Genomic DNA, 26,454 nt, shown 5'->3' on the forward strand with positions numbered 1-26,454 from the left:
CGCCGGGGGCGGGCCGGGCGGTGCGTCCCGGCGGTCCCCGGCCCGTGATCAGGAGGGCGGCGGGGCCTGCGGCCTGGCCTTCTGGGGGTAGGGCGTCTCGTGGCGGGCGAGCATCGCGACGCACTCGCCGATCTTCCGCTCGCGCGTCTCCGCGCGCTTGACGGCGTTGACGCGGTGGATGAGGGCGAAGCGGTTGGCGCTGGTGAGTACGTCGAACATCGCCCGGGCGGCGGGTACGGCGGCGATCGCGGCCGCGAGGTCGGCCGGCACCTGGGCCTCCGAGGGCGGGGCGTAGGCGGCCGCCCAGCGCCCGTCCGCCTTCGCGGCCTCCACCGCGGCGCGGCCCGCGGGCAGCATCCGCCCCTGGGCCTCCAGCCGCGCCACGTTGGCGACGTTGCGCTGGGACCAGGCACTGCGGGCCCGGCGCGGGGTGAACCGGATCCAGGACGTCTCCTGGTCCCGCTTGCGGCCCTGCCCGTCGATCCAGCCGGCGCAGAGGGCCTCGTCGACCGCCTGCTGCCAGGTCAGCGTGGTGACGGTACCGCCCTTGCGGGTCAGGGCCAGCCAGACGCCCGTCGACGTCGCGTGGTGGGCCGCCAGCCACGCGCGCAGCGCCCCGGCGTCCGCGACGATCAGCTCGTCCAGGTCGGCTCCTGACATGCCAGCAGGCTAACCGGTCCGCCCCGGCCGCCACCGGGCGCCGGAGTCAGCCGCGCGGCACACCGGGCGGCGGAGTCAGTCGCGCGGCGGGCGGCGCTCGCCGGTCGCGGGCAGGGTGAGGGGTGCACCGGGCAGGCGGGCGACGACGGCCGGGTCGTGGGTGACCACCATCAGGGCCGTGCCGGCGGTACGGCGGACCTCGTCCAGGGTGTCCACGACCGCCGCGGCGGTCGTGGCGTCGAGAGCGCTGGTCACCTCGTCGCACAGCAGCAGACGCGGCCGGCAGGCGAGCGCCCGGGCGATGGCGACCCGCTGGCGCTGCCCGCCCGAGAGCGCGGCGGGCAGCCGGTGGGCGAGGTCGGGATCCAGGGACACCAGGGCGAGCAGGGCGTCCACCTCGTCGGCGAGCGCGGCCGGCGGCACGGTGCGGAACTGGCGCAGGGGCCGGGCGACGATCGCCCCGACGCGGTGGTGCGGATTGAGCGAGGCGTACGGGTTCTGGGCGATGAGCTGGATGCGCCGCCGCAGCGCGCCGGTCCGGCGGGCCAGGGGGAAGGGCAGCGGCTCCCCGTCGAGGAGCACCTCGCCGTCGACGGGCTCGACCAGCCCGGCGACCGTACGCAGCAGGGTGGACTTGCCGCAGCCGGACGGGCCGACGACCGTCACGACGCCGCCGGCCGGCACCGTCAGGCTCAGCCCGTCGATCAGCGTGCCGGCGCCCGGCCGGCCGACGGTCAGGTCCCGGACCCGCAGGGCCGCCGGAGCGCCGCCCGCGGGCGGCTCCGGCGCCGGCAGCGCGCGCAGCGTCGACGTGGCGCTCGGTACCGGCGGGACCGGCGCCGCCGCGGCCCGGTCCAGCCGCACGACCTCGTCGGCGTAGCGGGTCACCGCGGCCTCGTCGTGCGAGATGAGCAGGACCGCGGTACCGCCGCCGCGGGCGCGCCGCACGACCTCGTCGAGGACGGCGGCCGTGGTGGCCGGGTCGAGTCCGCTGGTCGGCTCGTCCAGTACCAGGATCGGGGGGTCCGCAGCCAGCGCCACCGCCAGCGCCGCGCGCTGCGCCTGTCCGCCGGAGAGCGTGTGCGGCCGGCGGTCGGCGAACGACCCGTCCAGGCCGGCCCGGCGCAGCGCCGCGACGGTCTGCGCCGCCCGCCGCGCGCGCGGGACCGCGCGGGCGGCCAGGACGTCGCCGATCAGCCGACGCAGCGGCCGGTGCGGCGGCAGCCCGGTCCGCGGGTCCTGGGCCACGTAGCCCACCGAGCGGGCCCGGAGGCGGCGGAGCCGGCGCCGGGGTACCGCCGGGCCGGTCGGCTCGCCGGCGAGGTGGGCGACGCCGCCGGTCCACACCAGGCCCGGCCGGACGGCGCCCAGCAGGGCCAGCGCGCAGCTCGTCTTGCCGCAGCCCGACGGGCCGACCAGCGCGACCACCCGCCCCGGCCACAGGGTCAGATGCGCCCCGCCGACCACCGCCCGCCCCGCACTGTCGCGCAACTCCAGTCCGCGCAGGGCGGCCACCGCGCCAGCGGCGTCGGGCGCGCCCGTGCCGGCGGCCGGCGGCGCGGACGGCCGGCGGCCGCGCCGCGCTGCGGCGGGCGCGGCCCCGCCGCGGTCACCGACCCGCCCGGCGGCCCAGCTCAGCGCCAGCAGCAGCGCGAACAGGCACGCCGCCGGGGCCAGGACCGCGGCCGGCTGGATACCCAGCCCGGCCCGGTTCTCAAAGACCATCAGGCCCCAGTCGGGGGTGGGCGGCGCTGCCCCGAAGCCGAGGAAGGCGGCCGTGGCGCCGGTGTAGACCGCGGCGGTGAAGCGGATCGGCACGTCGGCGGCCAGCGGGCGGGCCAGGTACGGCAGCACCTCCCGGCCGAGCACGGCCGGGCCGCTCTCGCCGCGCAGCACGGCGACCTCGACGTGGTCGCGCGCCAGCGCGGACCGGGCGACCGCCCGCACCGTCCGCACCACGTCCGGCAGCAGGATGCCGACGGTGGCCGCCGCGACCCCGAGCACGCCGGGCCCCGTGGCGACCACCACCACCGCCAGCAGGACGAACGCCGGCAGGGCCAGCAGGAGGTCGGCGACGCCGCCCACGGCGGTGTCGACGCCGCCCCGGCGGTGCGCGGCCAGCAGCCCCAGCGCGGTACCGAGCGCGTACGCCAGGACCGTGGCCAGGGCGGCGGTGAGCAGCAGCCGCTGCCCACCGGCGAGCGTCCGGCTGAGCACGTCCACGCCCGCGTAGTCGGTGCCCAGCGGCCGGCCGGGGGCGGGCGGCCCGTAGGGGATGTCGACCGGCGCGGCGACCGAGCCGGGCGCGAGGGCGGGGCCGGCGAGGGCCGCCGCCACCAGCAGGGCCACGGGCGCCCACACCAGCGCGCGGCGGACGGTACCGCGGCTCACCGGGCCGACCCCGCCGGGTCGAGCGCGCGGGCGGCCAGGTCGGCGCACAGGTTGACGGCCACGGCCGCCGCCGCCGCCAGCAGCGCCAGCGCCTGGACCACCGGCACGTCCCGCTGGTTCACCGCCTCCACCATCGCCGAGGCCAGGCCCGGGTAGCCGAACAGCGTCTCCACGACCAGCGCCCCGCCGAGCAGGTACGTCAGCGTGCGCGCGAGCATCGGCAGCGCGGCCGGCAGCGCCGCCGGCAGGACGTAGCAGCGGACGACCCGCCCCTCCGGTACCCCGTTCAGCCGGGCGGCGGCGGCCGCGTCGGCGGCGCCGGCCACGGCGACGCCCGCCCGGACCAGCCGCACCGTCGGCGCCAGGCTGGCCAGCGTCAGGGCGGCCACCGGCAGCACCAGCACCGAGGGCTGCCCGAGCGGTCCCTGGCCCTCGGGCAGGTAGGACACCGCGGGCAGCCAGCCCAGGCCGACGGCGAAGACGCTCACCAGGGCCACGCCGACCACGAACTCGGGCAGCGCCAGCAGCACCACGCTGGCGGCGCCCACCACCCGGTCGGGGCGGCGGCGCGGCCGCAGTCCGGCCCACGTGCCGAGCAGCAGCGCGGCCGGGGTGAGGACGGCGGCGGCCGCGGCGGCGAGGATCGCCGAGTTGCCCAGGCGGTCGGCGATCAGGTCGGTCACCGGTCGGCCGGAGATCAGCGAGGTGCCGAGGTCGCCGCGCGCGGCGGCGCCGAGCCAGCCCAGGTAGCGCTGGGCCGGCGGCTGGTCCAGGCCCAGCTCGGTGCGCAGCGCCTGCACCGTGGCGGGGTCGGCCGCCGGCCCGAGCCGGGCCGACGCCGCGTCACCGGCGGCGAGCGCCGTGGCGACGAACACGCCGAGGGTCACTGCGAGAAGCACGGCGAGCGCCCCGAGCAGCCGCCCGGCCACCAACCGCCCGGCACCCGACCGCCCGGCCACCAACCGCCCGGGCACCGACGCTCGCGGCGGCCGGGCGGGCGCCCGGTCGCCCATCAGGCGAGGAACGCGTCGCGGAAGCTCGGCCAGGCGGCGTAGCCGCGCGCCTGCACGTGGTGTACCCGGGTGTCCGCCAGGGCGACGACGGGTGCACGGGCGTAGATCAGGTCCCCGCCCTTGTCGTGCAGGAAGTGCTGGATGTCGCCCAGGGCGGTGGTCCGCTTCTCCTCCGTCGTCGCGCCGCGCACCGCTTGGACGAGCGGATCGATCGCCGGCCCGGCCAGGCCGGTGAACCCCGCGACCGCGCCGGTGCCGTAGTAGTACAGCACCTCCAGCGGCAGCGGCTTCGGGTGGTTGTTCAGCGACTGCGCCGGGGCGCGGGAGCCGGCCGGGTCGCGGTAGTAGTCGGCCGCGGGCACCTTGTCCAGGCGGACCGTCACCCCGGCCGCGCGGGCCTGCTCGGCGAGGGCGAGCGCGGCCTCGACCATCCCGTACTCGTAGTCGCTGGTCCGCAGCGGGAAGCTCAGGCCACTCGCGCCGGCCGCGGTCAGCAGGCTTTTGGCGCGCTCGGGGTCGTGGTCCCGGCTCGGCAGGTCCGTGGCGTAGTACGGGAAGTGGGCACCGAGGCGGTCCTGGGCCGGCTCGCCCATGCCGAGCGTGACCGTCCGCACCATCGCGGTGCGGTCGACGGCGTACCGCATCGCTTCGACGACCCGGGCGTCGGTGAACGGGGCCTGGGCGCGGTGGAAGGCGATGCCGAGATCCACCCACGCCGACTTCGGGGGCGTCAGGACCTGCAGGGCCGGGTTGCCCGCCTCGGCGCGGGCGGCGGGCAGCGGCACGCTCGCGGCGTAGTCCACCTGACCGGCCTTGAGGGCGTTGACCCGGGCGGTGGCGTCGAGAACGGGGACCAGTTCCAGCTCGTCGAGGTACGGCCCGCCGGAGTCCGCGCCCCAGTAGTTCCGGTTGGCGGCCAGCACCGCCGGCTTGCCGGGCTGGTAGCTGGTGATCGTGAACGGGCCGCTGCCGGCGGCCCGGTCGAAGTCGGTCGTGCCGGCCGGGACGACGAACAGCGACTGGGTGAGCACCAGGTCGAAGAAGGCGTTCGGCCGGCGGAGTACCACGGCGAGGGTGCGCGGGTCGGCCGCGCGGCTGGCGGCGAAATCCACGTCGGCCAGCAGGGCCGACTGGGGGGCCTTGTGCTCCACGTAGGCGCGCAGGCTGAACAGCACGTCGGCGGCGGTGACCGGGCGGTTGTTGGGGAAGGCCGGCCCGGAGCGCAGGCGGATGGTCCAGCGGGTGCCGGTGGCGTCCCCCTCGACCGACTCGGCCAGGCGCCACACCGGACGGCCGTCGTCGTCCAGTTCGCCGACGGTGTCGTAGACGACCCGCGCCCGGACGTAGCCGACTGCCGTCATCACCGCGTAGAGCACGTTGGCGGTGTCCGCGGTCCCCCCGATGAACGCGGCCCGCAGCCGGCCGCCGCGGCGCGGCGGGGTGTCGGCGGACCTCGGCGGAGCGGAGTGCTGCCGCGCGCACCCGGCGGCGCCGATCAGGCCGGTACCGGCCAGGGCGAGACCGGCACCGGCGTGCAACAGGCGACGGCGTGACAGGCCAGGGCCAGGCATGGGGACCTTTCAGCAGACGGACCACTGTAGGCCAGGCTACGGAGATCATTCGAAAATGGCAACTGTTTTCATTGGACGTGAAGCGGCATTCCCACCCCGACGACGAGGAAGTCGCCCGGGAGTTCCGCGCCGCCGTCCAGTAGAAATGTCGACAAGACTTACCGCCCCGACTCCGCGGTCCTACTATCAGCGAAACGGGCGACGGGATGCCACTCGCGGTGGGAGGACCTCGGCCGGCTGGGTGACGTCCTCGGCGGCCCGCTGGCGTTCGCCGCCGTCGCCGCGGGGGCAGTCGCGGCGGAAGCGGACGGCGCGGACGGTCACGTGGGTCCTGCCGGTCCTGCCCGGCGGCGGCGTACTCGTCGCCCTGGCGTTCCGCTCGTGGGCGCCGCTGGCCGCTCCTCTGGTCTCCCTCCCCCGCCCGCAGCGCAGACGCCCGAACCCCGACCGCCGTTCGACCTCGACCCGCCCGGCCTCGGCGGTTTCTGATCCCCGACGGACCGAACCCGCTGCCTGACGTGGGGAGCTCCCCGATGACCACGCTGGAAGAACGACTCGGACTCGCCCCGCCGGCCGACCCGGCCGGGGCACCCGTCTGGCTCCTCGACGTCGACGGCGTCATCAATGCCCGCAAGCCCCGCTGGAGCGCCGCGCCGCACCACGGCACCGCCCACGCCGCAGGCTTCCCCTACCCCATGCGGTGGGCGCCGGCCCTCCTCGACCGCATCCGCGACCTGCACACCGCCGGCGGCGCGCAGGTCGTGTGGTGCTCCACGTGGTGCGCCTTCTCGAACCAGGTGGAGCGCCTGTTCCGGCTCCCCCCGCTGGAGCGGGCCTTCGCCGACCAGGTGCACGGCGAGCACGCCGACCGGCTGAAGGTCGAGGCCGCACGGCGGGTTCTCGCCCGCGGGCGGCGGCTGATCTGGACCGATGACGAGGTCGTACCGCTCGCGGACAGTCCGCTGCACGCCGAACTGACCGGGACCGGCCGGGCGTTGTTGATCCGGCCCGAGTCGCGGGCGGGGCTCAACCCGGAACACATGGACACCATCGAGGCGTTCACCGCTTCCGCCCAGTCGGCGACGGGCAGTACCGGTACCGGTACCGCCGACTGTTGATTCGGGGTTGGATGCTGCCGGGCGCCGAGCACGATTCGGCCGTCGCCGCCGACTGACCGCCGGGTCACCTGGCAGCGTGCGGGGCCGGCTACCGGGAGGACGACTCCCGAACGCTCACAATGAGTCATGAGGATCTGGCTGCTAGGACTGGCAAGCTCCCTGCTCAGCGGAGTTCCGCCACTGGAACTGCCTGCCCCGGTGAGTCCGGGCGCCCACCGGCCGGCCGCCTTCCCCTGCGCGGCCGCGGGGTGGTCCGCCGCGCAGGAGCCGGCCGCAGGATTCGTCAATCGGCTCGGGCAGAACGCTTCGCCCACGAAACCACACATCTGACGTCGGGACACCCGTACTCACGGCGACTATCTATCTATTGACTTTCGATAGGATGCAACTGATACTCGATTAATGCTGACGGTCAATCGAGTGGTACTGCCACTGAGAGTATTTCTCGTACTGCTGTTCGGGATCCTCGTCCTGTTCGAGACGATGTCGCTGCCCGGACAGTTCGCGCACATGGCCCGGGAGTCGCCGGACATGGCACACCTGCGCTGGCCGGCGACCGCCGTCACCGTCTTCTGGGTGGTCTGCGTCCAGGCGGTGATCGTCTGTACCTGGAAGCTGCTCGGCCTGGTCCAGAACGACCGGATCTTCAGCGACGCCTCGCTGTGGTGGGTGGACGCGATCGTGTGGGTGATCGGCGCAGCCTGGACGGTGCTCCTCGGGGTCTTCTTCTATGTCGGATTCCATGCCGACGACCCCGGGCTGCCGCTGCTGCTGCTGTTGCTGCTGGTCGGTGTCGCGGCCGTCGGCCTGCTGATGGTCGTCATGCGTGCCCTGCTGCGCCAGGCCACCGCGCTGCGGACCGACATGGAGGCGGTGATCTGATGCCGATCGTCGTCCGCATCGACGTCGAGCTGGCCCGGCGCAAGATGAGCGTCGGCGAGTTCGCCGAACGGGTCGGCCTGACGCCGGCCAACGTCGCCGTCCTGAAGAACGGGCGGGCCAAGGCCGTGCGCTTCAGCACGCTGGAGGCCATGTGCCGGGTGCTCGGCTGCCAGCCCGGCGACCTGCTGGAGTGGGTCGACGACGGTCGGCCCGCCGACACCACCGAGGAGTCCGCGTGAAGTACCTCGTCGTTCTCGCCGCCGCGGCGGTCGCCGCCCTCGGCTTCGCCGCGCTCCGGTACGGGGAGGCCGACGACTCCCCGGGGATGCAGTTGATCGGCGTGCTGCTGGTGGTCGCGGCCGCCTTCGGCGCCTGGCGCGGACTGCGCCGCACCCGGTGACGGCGCGCCCGCGACGGCACAGATGAGTCTCCCCTGGCCGGTGCCGGCGGGCTCGGGCCGTGCCGGGCCCGCCGCTGCCGGGCTCAGAAGGGAAGTACGCGCCGCTGCGGAGTCCAGCCGTGCTCGTCGCCGCCGACCCGGTTGATCCCCTGGGCGAAGGTGAGCACCTCGACGGTGGTGCCGCTGCTCGCCGCGCCCAGCAGGCCGGTGGTGAACGGGGACTGGCTGCCGCCGAGGTCCCTCGCCGACCCCAGGTGCGTCGTCCTGCCCCACGCGTCGCCGCTGCGGGTGGTCACCCGCAGCATTCCGTCGCGCCCGGCGGTCAGCACGTGCAGCCGGCTCCCGACCCGGACCCCCCGCGCCTCGCGCAGTTCGTCGCCATCGGACTGGGGGAACCGCGTCTCCTCCCAGGTGCCCGAGGCGTCCCGCCGGACCGCGCCCACGAGGCGCTTGCGAGTCACCCCGACGAGGTCGAGGCTGCCGTCGGCGCCGGTGACGGCGTTCACGGTCTCGAACGTCATGCCCGCCGGCACGACAGTGGGCGGGCTCCACGCACCGTCCGCGGCCGCGCGCACGCTCGTCTGCAGCCCGCCGCCGGAGATCCAGAACGCCTCGGTCCGGCCGCGGTGGTGGACCGCGGTGACCCCCACCCCCTCGCTGGCGCCGCCCAGCGTCCGCTGCGGCGACCACACGCCCGCCCGCCGGCTGACGGTCCGCGCCTCCTTCTGCGCGACGTAGACGACGTCCAGGTCGGCGGCACCGACGGGGACGGCCGCGAACGCGGTGGCGGAGGCGGCGTCGGCCGGCACCGGCTGCAGCGGCGACCACGTGCCGTCGGCGGACCGCGCGACGCTGGAGAGCTGCCGCCGGTTGTGGCGGTCGTCGGCGAGCGCCAGCACCTCCGCGCCGCCGTCGGGGCGGGTCAGCAGGGCGGTCTGGCGCACGAGGCCGGGGCGGGCGATCTCGCGCGGCGTGCTCCAGCCGCTCGCCTCCGCGGCGGAGACGGCGAGTTGCCCGTGGCCGCGGTGCCAGGCCACCTCGGTCCGGTCGCCGTCGCCCCCGGCCGACAACGCGGTGGGCGGGCCGCCGGGCGCCGGAGCGGCGGGGGCCCCGACCACCGCGGCGCCGGCCGGGGTCGTCAGGGCGGTGGACAGGGTGGCTGCGGCGAGGACCGCCGCGAGGTACGTCGTACGCATGGGTGACACCTCCGTGAGCGTGGGCGAACGGACTCGGTCCGTCCACGCTAGAGGCGGCCCGGCGCATGACTTTCCTCACTGTCCGGTATCCGACACACCCTCTTGAGGATTACGGCCATCGATGTCTGGCGCCGCTCGGGTGCCGAAGTGCCTGACCGTGCCGGCGCCGTGGCCTCCGGGCCGGGACACCCGGCTCGACCACCCGATTCCGGTGCGGCGGCGCCAGGCGCGGTGAGCTGGGCAATGCCGGGAACTCCTGTCCGCGCGGCGCCGACTAACAGTTCGTCGACCCGCCGTACGAGGAGGATCCCATGCGCCATGTTCCTGCCCGAACCGCCCGGTACGCCGCCCTACTCGCCGCCGCGCTCCTGGCCGCGCCGCTGTCCGGCTGCGGGTCGGCGGACCCGCCGTCCGCGGCCGCGCCGAGCACGGCGGCCGCCCAGTCGCTGCGGATCCAGGACCCGTGGGTCAAGGCCGCCGACAAGGGCATGACCGCGGCGTTCGGGACGCTGGTCAACGACTCCGACGCCGACGTGACCGTGGTCGGCGCCACCACGGACCTCGCGCCGATGGAGCTGCACGAGATGGCCATGAAAGACGGCAAAATGGTCATGCGGGCCAAGCAGGGCGGCCTTGTGGTCAAGGCCCGGAGTACGCACAAGCTGGAGCCCGGCGGCGACCACCTGATGCTGATGGGGCTCAAGCGGCCGGTCGCGGCCGGCGAGCAGGTGTCGTTCACGCTCACCTTCGCCGGTGGGGGGACGATGGCGTTCACCGCGGTCGCCAAGCCGTACACCGGCGCGGGCGAGGACTACGCCCCCGGGCACGGCGCCAGCCCGTCGCCCGGCGGCGCCGCGCCCTCGGCCAGCGGGTCCGCCGCCGCCGGGTCCCCGGCGCCGTGAGCGGCACACCCGAGGCGCGGCCGGTGAGCCGCCGCCGGCTGCTCACCGGTGGGGCGGTGGCGGCCGGCGGCGCCCTGGCCGGCGGCGCGGCGGTCGCCGCCGCCGGCCGCGACGGGGCGCCGGCCCTGACCCCCGTGTCCACGGGGTCCGCGGTGGAGCCGTTCCACGGCGCGCGGCAGGCCGGCGTCACCACCGAGCCCCAGGCCCACGCGGCGTTCGTGGCGCTCACGCTGCGCCCCGGCGTCGGCCGGACGGAGCTGGGCCGGATGCTGCGGCTGCTCACCGACGACGCCGCCCGGCTCACGCAGGGGCAGCCGGCGCTGGCCGACACGGAGCCGGAGCTGGGGCAGATCCCCGCCCGCTTGACGGTGACCTTCGGCTTCGGGCCGGGGCTGTACCGGGCCGCGGGCGTCGAGGACCGCCGCCCGGGGTCGCTGGCCGACCTGCCGCCGTTCAAGATCGACAGGTTGCAGCCGCGCTGGTCCGGCGGCGACGTCCTGCTCCAGGTGTGCGCCGACGACCCGGTCACCGTCACCCACGCCCAGCGGGTACTGATCAAGGACAGCCGCCCGTTCGGCACCGTCCGCTGGGTCCAGCAGGGCTTCCGGCGCGCGGCCGGCGCCGAGCCGGGCCGCACCCAGCGCAACCTGTTCGGCCAGCTCGACGGCACGGCGAACCCCGCCGCGGGCGCCGCGGCGGACACGGTGGTGTGGCTGCCCGAGGGTCCGCCGTGGCTGCGCGACAGCACCACGCTGGTCGTGCGCCGCATCAGCATGAACCTGGAAACCTGGGACCTGCTCGGCCGGCCCGACCGCGAGGCGGCCGTCGGCCGGCGGCTGGACAGCGGCGCCCCGCTGACCGGCACCGCCGAGCACGACCCCCCCGACTTCACGGCGACCAACGACGACGGCCTGACCGTCATGCCGGACTTCTCGCACGTCACGCGGGCCCACGTGACCGAGGACCGACTCAAGATCCTGCGGCGGCCGTACAACTACGACGGCGCCCCCACGGCCGAGGGGCACGCCGACAGCGGGCTGATCTTCGCCTCGTACCAGGCCGACATCGCCCGCCAGTTCCTTCCCCTCCAGCGCCGCCTCGCCGAGCGGGACCTGCTCAACGAGTGGACGACCCCGATCGGCTCCGCCGTCTTCGCCGTCCCGCCCGGCTGCGACCCCGGCGGCTGGGTCGGCCAGGACCTGCTCGGCTGACCCCCACCCACCGGAGACCCCCATGCCCCGTTCGCTCGCCCGCCTGTCCGCCGCGGTACTGGTCGCCCTGGCCGCCGCCCTCGCCCCGGCCGCCCCCGCGGCCGCCCACAACCAGCTCACCTCCGCCAGCCCGGCCAAGGGGGCCGCCCTCAGGGCCGCGCCGACGGCGATCGTGCTGCGGTTCCTGGAGGAGCTGGACCCCGCCTTCACCACCGTCGTCCTCACCGACGGCGCCGGGCAGAAGGTCCCCACCGGCGAGGCCGCCGTCGCCGGGACCAAGGGCACCGTCCCCATCCGCCAGCCCCTGGCCAACGGCAGCTACAAGGTGGCGTACCGGGTGGTCTCCGTCGACGGGCACCTGGTGCAGGGCGCCTACCCGTTCACCGTCGCCGACCCGGCAGCCCCCGCCCCGCCGACACCGACACCGGCCACCGCCACCGGTACGCCGGTCGGCCCGGAGCCCACCCCCGCGGCCGCGGCCGGCTCCGGCGGGCCGCCGCCCTGGCTGCTGGCGGCCGCGGCGGTCGCCGTCCTCGCGGCCGCGGCGGGCGGCTGGCTGCTGGTCCGGCGCGCGGCCCGCCGCCGGGCCTGAGGCCGCCGGGGGCGCCGAGGTCGGCGGAGGTGGCCGCGTAGACTCCGGCGCGCCCGTCCGCGGCCCCCGAGCACACGGAGACCGGATGACGTCACCCGACCCCGACCCCGAGTCGCGCACCGCCGCCCCGGGCCGCGCCGTGCCGCGCGGCCGGGTGGTCATGCTGGTGGACAACGCCGTCGCCGGGGACTCCCGCGTGCAGAAGGTGGCCCGCTCGGCCGCCGAGGCGGGCTGGCAGGTGACCCTGCTGGGCGTCTCGCCGACGGACACCGCGCAGCGGTACCGGCTCGGCGGCGCCGAGGTGCGGCTGCTGCCGATGCCCGGCGGGGGCTCCCCGGCCGCGGCCGGCGGAGGTGCCGGGGCGCTGCGGCGGCGCCTCGTGGCGCGGGGCGGCCTGCTGCTGCGGCTGGCGCGGGCGGCGCGGCGGCCCGTCGAGTACGGGATGCTCTGGTACTGGCGGCGGCGCCTGGGCGACGGGGCGTGGCGGCGGCTGGAGCCGGGCCTGGCGTCGTACGCGCGCGTCTTCGGGCCGGTCGTCGACGCGCTGGAGCCGGATCTGATCCACGCCCACGACTTCCGGATGCTCGGCGTCGGGGCGGGGGCCGCGCGGCGGCGCCGCGCGCGGGGCCGGCCGGTGGCCCTGGTGTGGGACGCGCACGAGTACCTGCCGGGCATCCGGCCCCGCCGGGACGACGCGCGCTGGCTGCCCGCCCACGTCGGCTACGAACGCGAGTTCGCGGCGGACGCCGACGCGGTCGTCACCGTCTCCGACGAACTGGCGGGCCTGCTGCAGACCGCGCACCGGCTGCCGGAGCGTCCGGTGGTGGTCCTCAACGCGCCGCTGCTCGCGCGGCCGGCGGACGCCCCCGACGAGCCCGCCCCGGACCTGCGCCGCCGGTGCGGCAACCTGGCCGCCGACACCCCGCTGCTGGTGTACAGCGGCGTCGCGGCCGCCCAGCGCGGGATCGCCTCCGCCGTGGCCGCCCTGCCCCACCTGCCGGGGGCGCACCTGGCGCTCGTGGTCGGCGACGTGGCGGCGCCGTACCCCGGGCAGGTGCGCGCGCTGGCCCGCCGGCTCGGGGTCGCCGACCGGGTGCACCTGCTGCCGTACGTGCCGTACTGGCAGGTCGTCCCGCTGCTGGCCGGCGCCGACGCGGGGCTCATCCCGATCCACCACTGGCCCAACCACGAACTGGCCCTGATCACCAAGTTCTTCGAGTACGCCCACGCCCGGCTGCCGGTGGTCGTCAGCGACGTGCGGGCGATGGCGGCGGCGGTCCGGGCGACCGGCCAGGGCGAGGTGTTCCGCGCCGGGGACGTGGACGACCTCGTCCGCGCCGTCCGCGCGGTACTGGCCGACCCGCGGCGCTACCGGGCGGCCTACGACGCGCCCGACTCCCCGCTGCCGCGCTGGACCTGGCCCGCGCAGGCCCGGCGGCTCGACGCGCTGTACCGGCGGCTGGTCCCCGCCGCCGACCGCCCGGCCCCGACCGCCGGGGTGCCGCGGCGATGAGCGACGCCCGCCCCGACGTCGACGTGATCGTCCCCGTCTACAACACGATGCCGTACCTGCGGCAGTGCCTGGACTCGCTGGTGGGCCAGAGCATCGGCGCGCGGCGGATGCACGTCGTCGCGGTCGACGACGGCTCGACCGACGGCAGCGGCCGGGAGCTGGACCGGTACGCCCGGCGGCACCCGGGCCTGTTCACCGTGGTCCACCAGGCGAACTCCGGCGGCCCGGCCGGGCCGTGCAACCGCGGGCTCGACGCGGCGACCGGCCGGTACGTCTTCTTCGTCGGCGCCGACGACCGGCTCGCGCCCGACGCGCTGGCCCGGCTGGTCGACGCGGCCGACGCGCACGGCGCGGACGTGGTGCTCGGCCGCGTCGTCGGGGTCAACAGCCGGCACATCTTCCAGGACATCTTCGCCCGCGACGCCGTCGACGTCGGGCTGGCCGACTCGCCGCTGGCCCGCTCCCTGGGCAACACCAAGCTGTTCCGGCGGGAGCTGATCGAGCGGTACGGCATCCGGTACCCGCTGGGCTGGCCCCTGGGCAGCGACCAGCCGTTCACGCTGGAGGCCTGCCACCGGGCGGCCCGGGTGTCGGTCCTCGCCGACCAGCCGTACTACTACGCCGTCCGCCGGCACGGCGCCACCAACATCACCTACCTGAGCCGGCACCGGGACCGGCTGACCGCGGTCGGGGCGATGCTCGCCTTCGCGTCGCGGCTGCTGCCGCCGGGCGCCGCCCGCGAAGCCGTGCTGCGGCACTACGTGGACCACAACATCGGCAAGCTGCTCCAGGACGACCTGCTGCTGCTGGACCGGGCCACCCAGCGGGAGGTCCACCACGGGGTGGGGCGACTGGTGGCCGCGCACCTGACCCCGGAGATCGCCGACCGGCTGCCGGCCCAGACCCGGATCCGGGCGGCCCTGTGCCGCGACGGCGCGCTGGACGACCTACTCGACGCGGTGCGGCACGACGCGACCGCCGGCACGCCGGGCACCCTGGTCGAGGAGGGGCGCCGGTACGCGCGCTACCCGGGGCTGCGCCGCGGGGACCGGCCGGTGCCCGACTCCTGCTTCGAGGTCACCGCGGCCCCGGACTGGCCGGCCCGGCTGGACGTCGCGGCGGCGGCGTGGCGGCGCGGCGCCGACGGCGCGGACACACTGGTCCTCACCGCCCGCAGCCCGCTACCGGACCTGCCGGCGACCCTCGCGGTCGCGGCGGAGGACGTGCCGGCGGCGACCCGGGTGACCGGCCGCGACGCCGCCGGCACGACCGTCGAGATCGGCTTCCGGGTGCCGGACCTGCTGGCCGGCGGCGGCCGGCGGCGCTGCGTCTCCGCGCGGCTGGGCCCGGCCGACCCGACGCGGTCCCCCGGGTCCGCCGGGATCGGCGGCGCGGCCGCGCTGCGCGCCCCCCGCTGGACGGGCGGCGCCCGCCGGGTCCGGCGGCGCGGCACCCGGCTCTACCTGGTGGCACCGGTGCGCGACGGCTCCGGCGACCTGCTGGTCTCCGTCGTGCCGCTGACCGCCGGCCGGCTGCTCGCGCGGGCGGGTCGGGTACTGGCGCGCGCCGGGCGGGCGCTGGCCGGAGTCGGTCCGGCGCTGCGCGGGCGGCGCGGGCGCGGCGCCGCATAGCGGCACGCACGTCGGCCGTACGGGCATTGGCCCCCGTGAATTCACCCGAAAGAAGTACTCGCTCGCTACCTTCGGCGCGTTCCGTGCTCCGGCAAGGTCTCCCTACGCGAAGGGCGCGCGATGCACGCCACACCGATGGTCAGCGTGGTCATCCCCACCCGGTTCCGGCCCGGTCTCGTCACCCGCGCGGTGCGCGGTGCGCTGGCCCAGACCCTCTCCGACATCGAGGTCGTCGTGGTCGTCGACGGCCCCGACGACGCGACGGCCGCGGCCCTGGCCGCCGTCGACGACCCCCGCCTCCGCGTGATCACGCTGGAGCGCAACGGCGGCGCGCCGCACGCGCGCAACGCGGGCGTGGACGCGGCCCGCGCCCCATGGACGGCGCTGCTGGACGACGACGACGAGTGGCTGCCGGAGAAGCTGGCCACCCAGTTCGCCGCGGCCCAGCGGGTCCGGGCGCGGCTGCCGATCGTCTCCTGCCGGATGTACAACCGGACGCCCCGCGCCGAGTACGTCATCCCGCGCCGCCTGCCGGCGGCCGGCGAACCGGTCAGCGAGTACCTGACCGTCCGGCGCGGACTGTTCCACGGCGACGGCTTCGTCCAGACCTCGACGCTGCTGGCGCCGACCGAACTGTTCCGCCGGGTGCCGTTCACCGTCGGGCTGCGCCGGCAGCAGGAGCTGGACTGGACGCTGCGGGCGGCGGCCCTGCCCGGGGCGGAGTTCGTCGTCGCCGACGCGCCGCTGGTGATCTGGAACCAGGACGAGGACCGGCCGCGGATCAGCCTCACCGAACCGTGGCAGGCGCAGTTCGCGTGGGTCCGCACGATCCGGCACCTGTTCACGCCCCGGGCGTACGCGGCGTTCCTGATGAGCGTGGTCACCTCGATGGCCGCCCCCACCCGCAGCCCGCACGTCCTCGCCGCGCTGTGGCGCGAGGCGCACCGGCACGGGCGGCCGGGCATGATCGACTACCTGACATTCCTGCAACTGTGGGTCGTCCCGCCGACGCTGCGGCACCGGCTGCGGGACGCCGTCCTGCGCCGCCGCGGCGCGGCGGGCCGGGCCGCGGAACCGGTGGACGGAGCACATGGCAGCCGAACAGCGCGTGGTGATCTGGCGCAGCCTCTTGTTGCCGGGTTCCGAGACGTTCGTCCGTGACCAGGGCGGGGCGCTGACCCGCTGGCGCCCCACCTACGTCGGGGCGCTGCGGCACCCCTCGCCGCTGGCCCGCGCCACCGACGTGGCGGTCCTGCCCGGCGGCCCCGCCGGGCGGGCGGGCTTCCTCGCCCTGCGGGCCACCGGCCGCTGCCGGCCGCTGCGCGCGGCGCTGCGGCGGGCGGACCCGCGGCTGGTGCACGCCCACTTCGCCGGGGACGGCTGGCTGGTCGCCCGGTCGGCCGCGGCGCTCGGGCTCCCGCTGGTGATCACCGCGCACGGGCGCGACGTCACGAGCCAGGCCGCGGCGGCCGGCGCGCGCGGCGCCCGGTACCGGCGGCACCTGCGGGAGGCGTTCGCGCAGGCGGCCCTGGTCCTGGCGGTCTCGCGGCCGATCGCGCAGCGGGTGGTCGCGCTCGGCGCCGACCCGGCCCGGGTCCGGGTGCACCACACCGGCGTACCGCTGCCGGCGCCGCAGCCGGCCGGGCCGAAGCGGTGGGACGTGGTCTTCGTCGGCCGCTTCGTCCCGAAGAAGGGCGTCGACGACCTGCTGACGGCGGCGGCGGCGCTCGCCGACCTGCGCCCCCGGCTGCTGCTGGTCGGCGACGGCCCCGGCCTGCCCGAGGCCAGGCGCAGGGCCGCGGCCCTGCGCCTGGACGCCACGTTCACCGGCGCCTGCCCGCCCGCGGACGTGGCGCGGCACCTGGCCGGGTCCCGGCTCCTCGCGGCGCCGTCGAAGCTCGCCCCCGACGGCGACCGCGAGGGCCTGCCGACGACCATCCTGGAGGCCGCCGCGCACGGGGTGCCCGCGGTCGCCACCCGGCACAGCGGCATCCCGGAGGCCGTCCGGCACGGCGAGACGGGCCTGCTCGGACCGGAGGGCGACCCCGCCGCGCTCGCCGCGCACCTGCGGGCGCTGCTCACCGACGACGCGCGGTGCCGCCGGCTCGCCGCCGCGGCCCGCCGGCACGTCGGCGCCCACTTCGACCTGCACACCCAGACCGCCCGGCTGGAGACCCTGTACGACGAGGCCGCCGGCTGAGGATCAGCGGACCGGCAGCTCCTCCAGCGCCGCGACCGCCGCGCGCAGGTTCGGCAGCGGCCCGATCTTGCCCCCGCCGGCCTGCGGCGAACCGGTGCGGACCAGCAGGTCGCGGATCTGGGCCGGGGTCAGCGTGCGGCCGCGCTCGCGGGCGATGCTGGACAGCGCCGCGGCACTGCCGGCCACGATCGGCGACGCGCTGGACGTCCCGCTGAACCGCGCCGTGTAGCTCGTCTGCGCGGTGCCCTTCTGCAGGTCGCCGTACCCGGTCGTCACCACGCACTCGCCCCACGCCTGGAGGTCGACCCGCCTGCCGAACGTGGAGAAGCCGAGCTTCTGCCGCGCCGTCGAGCAGCCCTGGGCCGGGCCGGCCCCGCCCGCGCCGACGATGATCGCCCCGGAGTCGGGCTTGCCCCGCGGGAACGGGCTGCCGTTGCACGGCGCGTCCAGGTCGCTGCTGCCGTTGCCGGCCGGCTCGACCACGGTGATGCCCAGCGACGTCGCCGCGACGATCGCGTCGTAGGTCGCCGGCTCCCACTCGACCGGCGCGAAGCCGCCGGTGCAGCCGTTCATCTGCATCTCCAACAGCATCACGTCGCCCGGCCGCAGGACCTTGGCCGCCGTGGCGATCGCGCCGCCCCGGTTGACCTGCCCGCCGACCATGGTGTCGTTGGTCAGCCGCGGGGTGGCCTGCGGGACCAGCCCGGTCACCCCGGCGGGGTTGTCGTCGCCGATCAGCGTGCCCATCACGGCCGTGCCGTGGTTCTTGTCCTCGGGCGCGGGCGAGCCCTGCGGCACGAACACCTCGTCCGGGCGCAGCGAGGTCATGTCCTCGTGGTCGCGGACCCAGCCGCCCTCGATGTCGTGCACGCGCACGTTCTTGCCGGTCCCGCCCGGCACCGTCCGCGCGTACTCGACGTCGACGCCGTTGACGGACGCCGACTGCCGGTACCGCTGGCGGTCCACGAAGCTCGGGGTGGCCGCGGCCGCCGGGCCGGCGGCCGCCGCGCCCGTCGGGCCGGGGCGCACCACGGGCAGCGGAGTCGGGTAGGCGATCTCCACGATGTCGCGGGCGAGCAGCTCGGCGAGCGCCGCCACCGGGTCGGCGCCGGGCCGCAGCGTGATCTCGTAGTACTGGTTCAGGTCGGCCTGGACGCGGCCGGACGAGCGCAGCGCGGCCCCGGACAGCGCCGCCAGCTCCTCCTCGGACTGGGGGAACAGCCGGCGCGCGGTGCCGGGCACGGCGACGGGGCCGGCGGGGCCGCGCAGCACGCCGTCGCGCAGCCGGACCGGGGCGCCCTCGGCGAACTTCACCCGGATGGCGCTGCGGCTGTCGCCGGCGGTCAGCGCGGCGGACGCGGGCTTGGCGAAGGGCTGGTAGCCGGCCGGCGCCGGCGGCGGGGCGCCCGCGGCGGCGCCGGCGGGGGTGCCGGCGACGGCCAGGAGCAGCAGCGGTATGCCGATCCAGGGCGCGGCGGTCATCGGGCGGGTGCGAGCAGACATCTGCGGCGGCCTTCCATGAGGGGCGGGCGGCACCGCCGCGGACCTTGCACGCGGGGCGCCCGGGGCGGGTGGCGACATCGCGCCGGATGCTCCGGGATGGGGTGGGTGGTCGCCGGAGCGGCGCGGACGTCTCGTCGTCGGAGCGGACCGCCGCGTCGCGCCGGGGGCGGATCCGCGCGTCCCCGCGCGGATCCGCTCCGCCGCGCCCGCAGCGGCATACGGCCGAGCGCATCATATACATCGATCCTCACGGATGTCGTGAGCGAAAATCGCGCAATCCCGCGGCTGTCGCAGTCGGCGCGGTGGCGCGCTGTCCATCCCGTATTCGACGGTGTGTGTCCGATCATTTCCGCCCGCCCCGCGCATCTTCGATAATCGAGGCCGGTACGCCGCGTCGCCGGGGCGGCGGCGGGCGGGCGACGGCGCCCGGGGCTCAGCCTGCGGGCCGGCCCGCCGATGAGTCCCAGACAGCGGCGGCCCCGCCGCGGCCGAAACGGGAGGTACCGCGTGACCCTGGCCAGCGCGCAGTTCGTGCTGTCGATCGCCGTCGTCTCGGTCGTGGCCCTGCTCTGCTGGCCCCGCCGGCACCGGGTACTGCCGCTGCGGGTGCTGGCGATCAACTGCACCACCGTGGCGGTGTGGTCGGGCGTCGAGCTGGCCGCGGTACTGGCGCCGGACGCGCGCCTGGCCTACGCGGCGAAGCTGGCCAGCTCGCCGGTGCTCCTCGTGCTGTGCAGCGGGCTGCTGGTGCTGTCGCTGGCGGTACTGGACCGGGGCTGGGAGCCCTCGCGCCGGCTGCTGCTGGCGCTCGCGGTGGTCCCGGCGGCGACGGCCGTGGCGGCACTCACCGACCCGTGGCACGGGCTGGTGCTGCGCGACGTGCTGTGGCGGGGCCCCGGCCACGAGGTGAAGGTCGAGCCGGGACCCCTGTTCTGGGTCAACGTCGCGTACGGGCAGAGCCTCGTCGCCTACAGCATGGTCCGGGTGGCCCGCGCCTGGCACCGCAGCCGGGACAGCCACCGGCGGATGCTGGGCGCGCTGCTGGTCGGCAGCCTGGTGCCGGTGGTCGCCCGCGTCGTCTGGTACCTCGGCGCCCTGCCGGTCGACGCCACCGCCACCGGCTTCACGGTGCTCGCCATCGCCGGGTACCTGGCGGTCTCCCGCAACTGGATCGAGCGGATGCCGCTGGCGCACCAGCGCGTGTTCGAGAGCGTCAGCGACGCGGTGCTCGTGGTGGACGGCGGCGGCGTCATCGTGGACGCCAACGACGCCGCCCGGCGGCTGGCCCGGCACCTGCGGCCCCGCCAGGGCGGCGAGCTGATCGGCGCGGCCGTCGACGGCCTGCTGACCGGCCTGGCCCCGCCGGAGCACGGCAGCGCCGCCCACACGCTGTCCGACGTGTGGGGCTCGGGCCTGGACCTGCACGTGCGGGTCCAGGCCATCGCCGACCGGCGGCGCGGCGCGATCGGCTGGACCTTCGTCGCCCGCGACATCACCGAACTCAACCGCCGCCGCCGCGAGGCGGACCAGGCCAACGCGCGCCTGGCCCAGGCCAACGCGCAGCTCCGCGCCCAGTTGGCGACGATCGAGGCGCTGCGGGCGGACCTCGCGGAGCAGGCCGTCCGGGATCCGCTCACCGGCCTGTACAACCGCCGCCACCTGATGGAGCGGCTCGACCGGCTGATCCTGGACGCCGGCCCGGCCGGGCCGCGCCTGAGCCTGGCCATCATCGACGTGGATCACTTCAAACGGGTCAACGACGCGTACGGCCACGGCGCGGGCGACGCCGTCCTGACCGCCCTGGCCCGCGTCTTCGCCGTCGACCTCGGCATCGACGACCTGCTCGCCCGGCACGGCGGCGAGGAGTTCGTCGTCCTGATGCCGCACACCCCCGCCGCGGCGGCCCGGCAGCGGATGGAGGAGCTGCGCCGCCGGGTGGCCGCCGCGGTCGTCGAGACCGACGGGCGGCCGCTGCGGGTCACGGTGAGCGTCGGGCTGGCGTCGGCGGCCGGCCCGGTCGACCGGGCGGCGCTGTTCCAGGCGGCCGACGCGGCCCTGTACCGCGCCAAGGGCGCCGGCCGCGACCGGGTAGTCGCCGACCGCGACACGCGGACCGGGCCGGCCGGCGCCGCCTGACCCGCCCGCGGCGCCCGCACGGGTTGTCGTCCCGGCCGGGCCGGGGGGGCGCGCACCCGGGTCCGTCCACTCCGGCGCCGTACCGGAGCGCGGGCGGCGGCACAGGTGGCGCGGGTGGCGGCGTCCCGGGCGTCCCCACCGCGTCCCACCTGCTTGTCCCGGCCGCCGCCCGGCCGCGATGGTCGTCGCTGTCAGGCGGGAACGGGCCGGCCCGACACGACGGACGGCCCGCACCGCACCGCGGCACAGCACAGTCCGAGGAGTCCACAATGAAGCGCATGTTCCTGGCCGGCGCCGCCACTGCCATGGCCGCCACCCTGCTGACGGCTGCCCCGGCGCAGGCCGTAGGGGACACGGGCAGCGTCCGCAGCGTCGCCACCGACCGCTGCCTGGACAGCAACAACGACGGCGTGGCGTACACCCACGACTGCAACGGCGGCGGCTTCCAGCAGTGGCGGCGGGGGTCCGGCCCGCAGGGCGCCACCTTCGTCAACATCGCCACGAACCGCTGCCTGGACAGCGACCACCAGGGCAATCTCTACACCCTGGGGTGCAGCGGCAACCGGTACCAGCAGTGGCACGTCATCCGCACCGGCGTCGGCCTCAAGGTCCAGAACGTGGCGACCGGCCGCTGCCTGGACAGCAACTACGAGAACTCCGCCTACACGCTCGACTGCAACGGCGGCAACCACCAGAACTGGATCTTCTGAGAGCCGCGCCGGGGCGGCCGTCAGGTCCGCCCCGGCGCCAGAACCGGGCCTGGCCGCGCCGTGCGCGCGTCCGGGGGGATGCGGTCAGTGCCCGGGGTCGTCGGCGTCCGCGACGCGGTAGCCGCGCCCGGGGATGTCGTCGGCCTTGGCGGGGTCGATCTTGTCCAGGGACCCGTCGGCGGCGGACCGCGCGATGGCGACCATCGAGTCCAGCGCCGACTGGACCTGGAACGCCTCCCGGCCCGGGATCCGCGACAGCTCGACCAGGAGCGAGCCGCTGCCGCGCAGGCCGTAGGCGTTGCGGGCGATCCCCTCCAGGTCGTCGCCCGGGTAGCGGGTCACGCTGGCCCCGCCCGCGGTCATGCTGGTCCGGGCGAGGACGGCGAGCTGCCTGCCGCGGTTCTTCGCCGCTGCCGTCACCTTGGCGTGCGTCGGCCACATGATCGAGGCCGTGACGGGCTTGCCGTCGGGCCCGGTGTACGCGCCCTGCATGTGGTAGTCGACGACGATCGACGGCTTCGTCTCCAGCCAGAGCCGCTGGATCGCCCCGGCCTCCGGCGCGGGGTTCTTCTCCGGCGCGGTGGAGGGCTCGTGGTACCGGTTGATGTCGTACCCCTTGCCCGCCTGCCCGTACTTCGGCTTGGCCTGGGGGTCGTAGTTGTACCGCCACTTGCGGGCCTGCCCGTCGGGGTTCGCCCGGAGCACGACGTCGAGGGTGATCCGACCCAGCAGCCAGCGGGTGAACTCGGTGTCCTCCGCGCCCAGCGCCCACAGCGCCTTGAGGGCGGCCGGCGTGCCGAGCGGTTCGTCGCCGTGCTGCTGCGTGACGAAGCAGATGCGCAGCGGGCCCTGGCCGAGCGTGGCGCGCCGGATCGGGCGGCGCTCGTTGGTCGTCCCGGCCGTGCCGAGGGTGATGCGGCCCCGGGCGGCGGCCGCGACCTCGTCGAGCAGGCGGCCCAGTTCCTCGTTGCTCGGGTCGTCGTCGCGCAGGTGGGCGGTGGCGGCGGCGAGGTCCGCGCGGGTGGGGGCCGGCGGCGCCGCGGGCGCGGCCGGGGCGGACGGAGCGGGGAGGGCGATCAACAGCCCGACGGCGGTGAGGGCGGCGAAGGAGGATCGCATCCACTTCTCCTATCGATATCGGTGGATGCCTCACTGTAGTGGCCGCGACGCCCCAGCCCTATCCCCCGCGCCCGCCCGCATTTCCACAGTCGGGCGCCCTGGCGGCCGTCAGGCGCAAGAAGCACGCGGCGCCGGACGGGGTTCCGGGCAGCGGGTGCCGGGCGGCGGGGTCAGGTGGTGGTGAGGATCGGGGTGGGCGTCGCCGGTGCCGCGTGCTCCTGGCCGCCGTGCCGGCAGCGCGGGCACCACGGCTGGAGCCGCTGGTGGGTGACGTAGGCGAACATCAGGTAGACCAGCGAGAGCTGCGCCCCCACCCAGAAGTACCGCCCCACCGGATCGGCGTACAGCAGCGAGCAGAGCGCGACCGCCGCCAGGTACCCCAGGGCCACCGGCCGGCGCTCGAACAGGTGGGCGGCGCGGAACCTGCGGGCGTACCGCTCGGCCGCCGCCGCGGCGTTCAGCGGCAGCGCGCCGACGCACCGCAAGCACAGGTGCCGGTGGTGCGCGAGGATGGCCAGCCCCAGGCCCAGGGCGATGCCGAGGACCGCCACCCAGAGCTGCCACGGCAGGGCCAGGCCGGGCACCAGGGCGAGAATCAGCAGGGCGCCGACCAGGCCGGCGAGCGCCCGGGGCGCGTAGTGTCCGACGACCCGTCCCATGCGACCGAAGTCCCTTCGCTGTCGTGGCGTCCCGCTGTCGCCGCGTCCCGGCGGGGCGCGACGCCCGCGGCCGGCCGGAGTGCGGCGGCCGCGGTGAACGGTCACGCTAACCGCTGGAGCTGGACCGATTCATCCCACGACGGGGCGGTGCCGGGCCGACCGGTGGCGGCGGCGCCTGACCGGTCGGCCGATCCGGGAAACACCGACCCGGCGGCCGTTGCGTTCGCGGGCCGCGTCGGCCACCATGGGTGGGTGATGTCCGCGCGATACGCCCACCGCTTCGTCGGCTATGCCAGGCCGGGTCCGAAGCCGATGGTGGACGTCTGACATCAGTCGATCCGCATCCGGCCCCGGGCTCGTCGAGCCTGGGGCTTTTTTCGTCGGATCTCCCGGGCACGGCGACCTCCGGGGCGGTGACAACGCCGCCGAGGGAGACCACCATGTCGCACCCGTCCACCACCACCACGCCCCGCCCGCAGGAGTGCGACGACGGGGGTACCGACGCGCTCCGGGCGCGCATCGACAGCATCGACACCGCGCTGCTCGCCCTGTGGCGGGAGCGCAGCGGCCTCTCCCAGCAGGTGGGCCGGGCGCGCGTCGCCGGTGGGGGCACCCGCCTGGTGCTGTCCCGGGAGCGGCAGATCCTGGCCCGCTTCAAGGCCGCCCTGGGCGAGGACGGCGTCGCGTTCGCGCTGCTCCTGCTGCGCGCCGGCCGGGGGCCGCTGTGAGCCGGCCGGCCGCCGCCCCGGCCGGGCCGGCCGTGGCGGTCGTCGGGGTCGGCCTCATCGGCGGGGCGGTCGCCCTGCGGCTGCGCCGGCAGGGGGTGCCGGTGCGGGTGTGGGACGCGTCCGCGCCGACCCGGGCGGCGGCCGCGCGCGCCGGCCTGGCCTGCGGTACCGACCTGCCCGACGCGGTCGCCGACGCCGCCGTCGTGGTCCTCGCCGCGCCGCTGCGCCGGCTGCCCGACCTGCTCGACGCGGTGGTGGCCGCGGCCCGGCCCGACGCGGTGGTGACCGACGTCGGCAGTACCAAGGGCGGCGTCGCCGCGCGCGCCCGGCAGGGCGGGTACGCCGACCGGTTCGTCGCCGGGCACCCGATGGCCGGCGGGCCGCGCGCCGGGTTCGACGCGGGCGCCGCCGACCTCCTCGTCGGGGTGCCGTGGGCGCTGTCCGGCGACGGTGCGGACCCGGCCGCGTACCGACAGGTCGCCGATCTGCTCCGCCGCCACTTCGACGCCCGGATCGTGCCGGTCGACGCCGCCGGGCACGACGCCGCCGTGGCGCTGGTGTCGCACCTGCCGCACCTGCTCGCGGCGGTCCTGGCCAACACCGCCGCGCCCGACGGGCTGGCGCGCCGCCTGGCCGCCGCCAGCTACGCGCGGGCCACCGCGTCGGCCGCCTCCGCGCCGTACCGCAGCACCGCGATGGTGTGGGAGAACCGGGCGGCGGTCCGGGCGACGCTGCGCACGTTCGCGGCGGCGCTCGCCGACGCCGACCGGGCGCTCCAGGCGGCCGACGACGGCGACCTGCGCGCGATCTTCGACGCCGCCCACGCCGCGTGCGGGCCGCCCGCCGCGGCCTGAGCAGCCCACCGGGTCCGGCGCCGCGCCGGCCGGGCGGTGTTTGAGTGGGGCCGGGCGAAGCAGCATGCGAACCGCCCCACGCTGATCCCGCGCGGAACCGCCCAGGACTGGCTTGTGGTGGTGAAGACGACCGTCCACCGGTACCTGGCCCTGGAGGCGCTGCTGCGTAAGCGCCACTCCTACGAGGTGTCGGAGGTCATCTGCGCGCCCTCGACGGACAGCAACCCGACCTACCTCGCCTGGGTCTCGGAGGAGACCGGGATCAGCACCGGGACTGCCCCGGGTTTGGTTGACTCCTGACCTGTGAGGATCTTGGTCCTCCTGGAAGGATGCACCCGTGCCGAAAGCGTTCCCGCCTGAGTTCCGTGCTGACGTCGTCGCGGGTCGCCCGCCGGGGCGAGGCCCCGCTGTCGCAGATCGCGAAGGACTTCGGGATCTCCGAGTCCTGCCTGCACCGTTGGCTGAAGCTGGCCGACATCGAAGACGGCAACCGCCCAGGGGTCACTGGGCAGGAGTCGGCGGAACTACGAGCTTTGCGTAAGCGCAACAAGCTGCTGGAGCAGGAGAACGAGATCCTGCGCCGGGCGGCGGCGTTCTTCGCCCGCGACATCATCTCAAAATGATGTACCCGCTGGTCCTTGACCTGGCCGCGGACGGGATTCCCGTCGCGGTGACCTGCCGGGTGCTCGGCTTCTCCAAACAGGCGTTCTACCAGTGAGCCATTTTCATCGTGGGTGGCGGTTGTCCTCGATGTGTTGGAGGACGAGGATGGCCTGCACGATGGTGGTGGCGCGTCGTGGGCAGCAGCGCAGCTTGGTCAGGATCTTCCAAGTCTTGAGGACCGCTACGGCGCGTTCGCCGGGGGCGCGGACGCGGGCGTGGGAACGGTTGACGGCCTTCTGCCTGCGGGACAGGCCGCCGCGGCTGCTGCGTCGCTTGAACGGAGTGCGGATGGTGCCGCCGGCTCCTTGGTAGCCGCGGTCGGCCAGCACTTCGACGTTGTGGCTGGTCAGGGTGTTGATGAGATCGTGTGTGCGGGCGGCGGTGATGTCGTGGACCGCGCCGGGTAGTGCCGGCGATGCCCAGAACAGTCGGCCGTGGGGGTCGGCCAGGACCTGGACGTTGACGCCGTGACGCTTGTGCTTGCCGGAGTAGTACGGCTTCTGGTCGGCGACCCGGTCGATCGGGATCAGGGTGCCGTCGAGGATCGCGTAGGCCAACCTCGCCGCCTGAGCAGCGGCGGTTGTGGTGTCGGCGGCCATGACGGCGAGCAGGTTGATGGCCTCGCGCAGGTACCGCCACACCGTCGTGACCGACACCCCGAACCCCGCCGCCAACCGTCGGGTCTGCTGCACCAACTGGTGACACCTGAGCTGGCTTGCCGTTGAGGCGGGCTGGAAGGATGCCACCGTGCCCAAGCCCTACCCCCGAGAGTTCCGTGACGACGTCGTGCGGGTCGCCCGCG

Annotated in this window: 24 protein-coding genes and 2 pseudogenes; 17 read left to right on the plus strand and 9 right to left on the minus strand. The window is 76.2% G+C overall.

Annotated features, from left to right (window positions below; genetic code table 11):
* Positions 1-48 precede the first annotated feature (48 nt).
* The 4 genes from IEY75_RS11035 to IEY75_RS11050 all read right to left on the minus strand — a co-directional run bounded on the left by IEY75_RS11035 (position 49) and on the right by IEY75_RS11050 (position 5,602).
* Positions 49-660, minus strand: coding sequence for a YdeI/OmpD-associated family protein (locus IEY75_RS11035; protein WP_189114177.1), 612 nt, complete (start codon positions 658-660; stop codon positions 49-51).
* Between the two features lie 75 nt (positions 661-735).
* Positions 736-3,051, minus strand: coding sequence for an ABC transporter ATP-binding protein/permease (locus tag IEY75_RS11040; RefSeq protein ID WP_189114178.1), 2,316 nt, complete (start codon positions 3,049-3,051; stop codon positions 736-738).
* A complete protein-coding gene (locus IEY75_RS11045) occupies positions 3,048-4,025 on the minus strand; it encodes an ABC transporter permease (RefSeq protein WP_229789544.1) in 978 nt (325 codons plus the stop codon). The genes IEY75_RS11040 and IEY75_RS11045 overlap by 4 nt, the downstream gene beginning before the upstream one ends.
* A gap of 38 nt (positions 4,026-4,063) precedes the next feature.
* Entirely contained in the window at positions 4,064-5,602 is a 1,539-nt protein-coding gene (locus IEY75_RS11050) for an ABC transporter substrate-binding protein (RefSeq protein WP_189114180.1), read from the minus strand.
* Between the two features lie 566 nt (positions 5,603-6,168).
* On the opposite strand from IEY75_RS11050, the gene IEY75_RS11055 reads away from it, so the two are divergent.
* The 4 genes from IEY75_RS11055 (at position 6,169) to IEY75_RS11070 (ending at position 8,035) form a co-directional block, all read left to right on the plus strand.
* Complete coding sequence (locus IEY75_RS11055; protein WP_189114181.1) at positions 6,169-6,753, plus strand: HAD domain-containing protein; 585 nt, start codon at positions 6,169-6,171, stop codon at positions 6,751-6,753.
* Between the two features lie 420 nt (positions 6,754-7,173).
* Positions 7,174-7,635, plus strand: a complete 462-nt coding sequence (locus IEY75_RS11060; protein WP_229789546.1) for a DUF2975 domain-containing protein — start codon at positions 7,174-7,176, stop codon at positions 7,633-7,635.
* Positions 7,635-7,874 carry a helix-turn-helix domain-containing protein gene (locus tag IEY75_RS11065; RefSeq protein ID WP_189114183.1) on the plus strand — a complete coding sequence of 80 codons (240 nt, stop codon included), beginning with the start codon at positions 7,635-7,637 and terminating at the stop codon, positions 7,872-7,874. Before IEY75_RS11060 ends, IEY75_RS11065 begins: the two co-directional genes overlap by 1 nt.
* Positions 7,871-8,035, plus strand: a complete 165-nt coding sequence (locus tag IEY75_RS11070) for a hypothetical protein (protein ID WP_189114184.1) — start codon at positions 7,871-7,873, stop codon at positions 8,033-8,035. Before IEY75_RS11065 ends, IEY75_RS11070 begins: the two co-directional genes overlap by 4 nt.
* Before the next feature lie 83 nt (positions 8,036-8,118).
* Here the strand turns inward: IEY75_RS11070 and IEY75_RS11075 are convergent, their stop codons facing one another.
* Positions 8,119-9,231 (minus strand): hypothetical protein, encoded by a 1,113-nt coding sequence (locus IEY75_RS11075; RefSeq protein ID WP_189114185.1) that lies wholly within the window; start codon positions 9,229-9,231, stop codon positions 8,119-8,121.
* A gap of 311 nt (positions 9,232-9,542) precedes the next feature.
* Between IEY75_RS11075 and IEY75_RS11080 the strand changes: the two genes are divergently transcribed.
* The 7 genes from IEY75_RS11080 (at position 9,543) to IEY75_RS11110 (ending at position 17,280) form a co-directional block, all read left to right on the plus strand.
* A complete protein-coding gene (locus IEY75_RS11080; RefSeq protein ID WP_189114186.1) occupies positions 9,543-10,133 on the plus strand; it encodes a copper chaperone PCu(A)C in 591 nt (196 codons plus the stop codon).
* A gap of 23 nt (positions 10,134-10,156) precedes the next feature.
* A complete protein-coding gene (locus tag IEY75_RS11085; protein ID WP_373290255.1) occupies positions 10,157-11,344 on the plus strand; it encodes a Dyp-type peroxidase in 1,188 nt (395 codons plus the stop codon).
* A gap of 22 nt (positions 11,345-11,366) precedes the next feature.
* The gene (locus IEY75_RS11090; protein WP_189114188.1) at positions 11,367-11,936 is read left to right on the plus strand and encodes a copper resistance CopC family protein; all 570 of its coding nucleotides are present in this window, start codon (positions 11,367-11,369) and stop codon (positions 11,934-11,936) included.
* Between the two features lie 160 nt (positions 11,937-12,096).
* Positions 12,097-13,449: a glycosyltransferase family 4 protein gene (locus tag IEY75_RS11095; protein ID WP_189114225.1), complete on the plus strand. Its 1,353-nt coding sequence runs from the start codon at positions 12,097-12,099 to the stop codon at positions 13,447-13,449.
* Entirely contained in the window at positions 13,446-15,080 is a 1,635-nt protein-coding gene (locus IEY75_RS11100; protein WP_189114189.1) for a glycosyltransferase, read from the plus strand. Before IEY75_RS11095 ends, IEY75_RS11100 begins: the two co-directional genes overlap by 4 nt.
* A 120-nt stretch (positions 15,081-15,200) precedes the next feature.
* On the plus strand, positions 15,201-16,241 hold the full coding sequence (locus IEY75_RS11105; protein ID WP_189114190.1) for a glycosyltransferase family 2 protein: 1,041 nt from the start codon (positions 15,201-15,203) through the stop codon (positions 16,239-16,241).
* The gene (locus tag IEY75_RS11110) at positions 16,171-17,280 is read left to right on the plus strand and encodes a glycosyltransferase (RefSeq protein ID WP_189114191.1); all 1,110 of its coding nucleotides are present in this window, start codon (positions 16,171-16,173) and stop codon (positions 17,278-17,280) included. Before IEY75_RS11105 ends, IEY75_RS11110 begins: the two co-directional genes overlap by 71 nt.
* A 3-nt stretch (positions 17,281-17,283) precedes the next feature.
* Here the strand turns inward: IEY75_RS11110 and IEY75_RS11115 are convergent, their stop codons facing one another.
* Positions 17,284-18,783, minus strand: coding sequence for a S8 family serine peptidase (locus IEY75_RS11115; RefSeq protein ID WP_189114192.1), 1,500 nt, complete (start codon positions 18,781-18,783; stop codon positions 17,284-17,286).
* A 507-nt stretch (positions 18,784-19,290) separates the two neighbouring features.
* Here IEY75_RS11115 and IEY75_RS11120 point away from each other — a divergent pair.
* Together IEY75_RS11120 and IEY75_RS11125 are read left to right on the plus strand one after the other, a co-directional pair.
* Positions 19,291-20,919, plus strand: coding sequence for a histidine kinase N-terminal 7TM domain-containing diguanylate cyclase (locus IEY75_RS11120; protein ID WP_189114193.1), 1,629 nt, complete (start codon positions 19,291-19,293; stop codon positions 20,917-20,919).
* Positions 20,920-21,188: 269 nt separating this feature from the next.
* Positions 21,189-21,629, plus strand: coding sequence for an RICIN domain-containing protein (locus tag IEY75_RS11125; RefSeq protein ID WP_189114194.1), 441 nt, complete (start codon positions 21,189-21,191; stop codon positions 21,627-21,629).
* Positions 21,630-21,713: 84 nt separating this feature from the next.
* Here the strand turns inward: IEY75_RS11125 and IEY75_RS11130 are convergent, their stop codons facing one another.
* The gene (locus IEY75_RS11130; protein ID WP_189114195.1) at positions 21,714-22,748 is read right to left on the minus strand and encodes a M14 family zinc carboxypeptidase; all 1,035 of its coding nucleotides are present in this window, start codon (positions 22,746-22,748) and stop codon (positions 21,714-21,716) included.
* Positions 22,749-22,918: 170 nt separating this feature from the next.
* Positions 22,919-23,407, minus strand: coding sequence for a hypothetical protein (locus tag IEY75_RS11135; RefSeq protein WP_189114196.1), 489 nt, complete (start codon positions 23,405-23,407; stop codon positions 22,919-22,921).
* A 440-nt stretch (positions 23,408-23,847) separates the two neighbouring features.
* Between IEY75_RS11135 and IEY75_RS11140 the strand changes: the two genes are divergently transcribed.
* The 4 genes and pseudogenes from IEY75_RS11140 to IEY75_RS11155 form a co-directional block, all read left to right on the plus strand.
* Positions 23,848-24,135: a chorismate mutase gene (locus IEY75_RS11140; protein WP_189114197.1), complete on the plus strand. Its 288-nt coding sequence runs from the start codon at positions 23,848-23,850 to the stop codon at positions 24,133-24,135.
* On the plus strand, positions 24,132-24,989 hold the full coding sequence (locus IEY75_RS11145; protein WP_189114198.1) for a prephenate dehydrogenase/arogenate dehydrogenase family protein: 858 nt from the start codon (positions 24,132-24,134) through the stop codon (positions 24,987-24,989). Before IEY75_RS11140 ends, IEY75_RS11145 begins: the two co-directional genes overlap by 4 nt.
* 36 nt (positions 24,990-25,025) lie before the next feature.
* The gene (gene cutA, locus IEY75_RS11150) at positions 25,026-25,289 is read left to right on the plus strand and encodes a divalent cation tolerance protein CutA (protein WP_268244345.1); all 264 of its coding nucleotides are present in this window, start codon (positions 25,026-25,028) and stop codon (positions 25,287-25,289) included.
* A gap of 37 nt (positions 25,290-25,326) precedes the next feature.
* Positions 25,327-25,704, plus strand: a pseudogene (locus IEY75_RS11155) (transposase); the annotation flags it as partial.
* A gap of 10 nt (positions 25,705-25,714) precedes the next feature.
* Here IEY75_RS11155 and IEY75_RS11160 read toward each other — a convergent pair.
* A pseudogene (locus IEY75_RS11160) lies at positions 25,715-26,329 on the minus strand (transposase family protein); the annotation flags it as partial.
* Between the last annotated feature and the right edge of the window lie 125 nt (positions 26,330-26,454).

The sequence above is a fragment of the Pilimelia terevasa genome (genome assembly GCF_014647915.1).
Taxonomy (GTDB): Bacteria; Actinomycetota; Actinomycetes; order Mycobacteriales; family Micromonosporaceae; genus Pilimelia; species Pilimelia terevasa.

Bases quoted from the DNA above. Each gene is read 5' to 3' on its own strand.
- IEY75_RS11035 (WP_189114177.1), bottom strand. From the start codon at position 660: ATGTCAGGAGCCGACCTGGACGAGCTGATCGTCGCGGACGCCGGGGCG.
- IEY75_RS11055 (WP_189114181.1), top strand. From the start codon at position 6,169: ATGACCACGCTGGAAGAACGACTCGGACTCGCCCCGCCGGCCGACCCG.
- IEY75_RS11065 (WP_189114183.1), top strand. From the start codon at position 7,635: ATGCCGATCGTCGTCCGCATCGACGTCGAGCTGGCCCGGCGCAAGATG.
- IEY75_RS11075 (WP_189114185.1), bottom strand. From the start codon at position 9,231: ATGCGTACGACGTACCTCGCGGCGGTCCTCGCCGCAGCCACCCTGTCC.
- IEY75_RS11080 (WP_189114186.1), top strand. From the start codon at position 9,543: ATGCGCCATGTTCCTGCCCGAACCGCCCGGTACGCCGCCCTACTCGCC.
- IEY75_RS11090 (WP_189114188.1), top strand. From the start codon at position 11,367: ATGCCCCGTTCGCTCGCCCGCCTGTCCGCCGCGGTACTGGTCGCCCTG.
- IEY75_RS11095 (WP_189114225.1), top strand. From the start codon at position 12,097: ATGCTGGTGGACAACGCCGTCGCCGGGGACTCCCGCGTGCAGAAGGTG.
- IEY75_RS11100 (WP_189114189.1), top strand. From the start codon at position 13,446: ATGAGCGACGCCCGCCCCGACGTCGACGTGATCGTCCCCGTCTACAAC.
- IEY75_RS11105 (WP_189114190.1), top strand. From the start codon at position 15,201: ATGCACGCCACACCGATGGTCAGCGTGGTCATCCCCACCCGGTTCCGG.
- IEY75_RS11110 (WP_189114191.1), top strand. From the start codon at position 16,171: ATGGCAGCCGAACAGCGCGTGGTGATCTGGCGCAGCCTCTTGTTGCCG.
- IEY75_RS11115 (WP_189114192.1), bottom strand. From the start codon at position 18,783: ATGTCTGCTCGCACCCGCCCGATGACCGCCGCGCCCTGGATCGGCATA.
- IEY75_RS11125 (WP_189114194.1), top strand. From the start codon at position 21,189: ATGAAGCGCATGTTCCTGGCCGGCGCCGCCACTGCCATGGCCGCCACC.
- IEY75_RS11130 (WP_189114195.1), bottom strand. From the start codon at position 22,748: ATGCGATCCTCCTTCGCCGCCCTCACCGCCGTCGGGCTGTTGATCGCC.
- IEY75_RS11135 (WP_189114196.1), bottom strand. From the start codon at position 23,407: ATGGGACGGGTCGTCGGACACTACGCGCCCCGGGCGCTCGCCGGCCTG.
- IEY75_RS11140 (WP_189114197.1), top strand. From the start codon at position 23,848: ATGTCGCACCCGTCCACCACCACCACGCCCCGCCCGCAGGAGTGCGAC.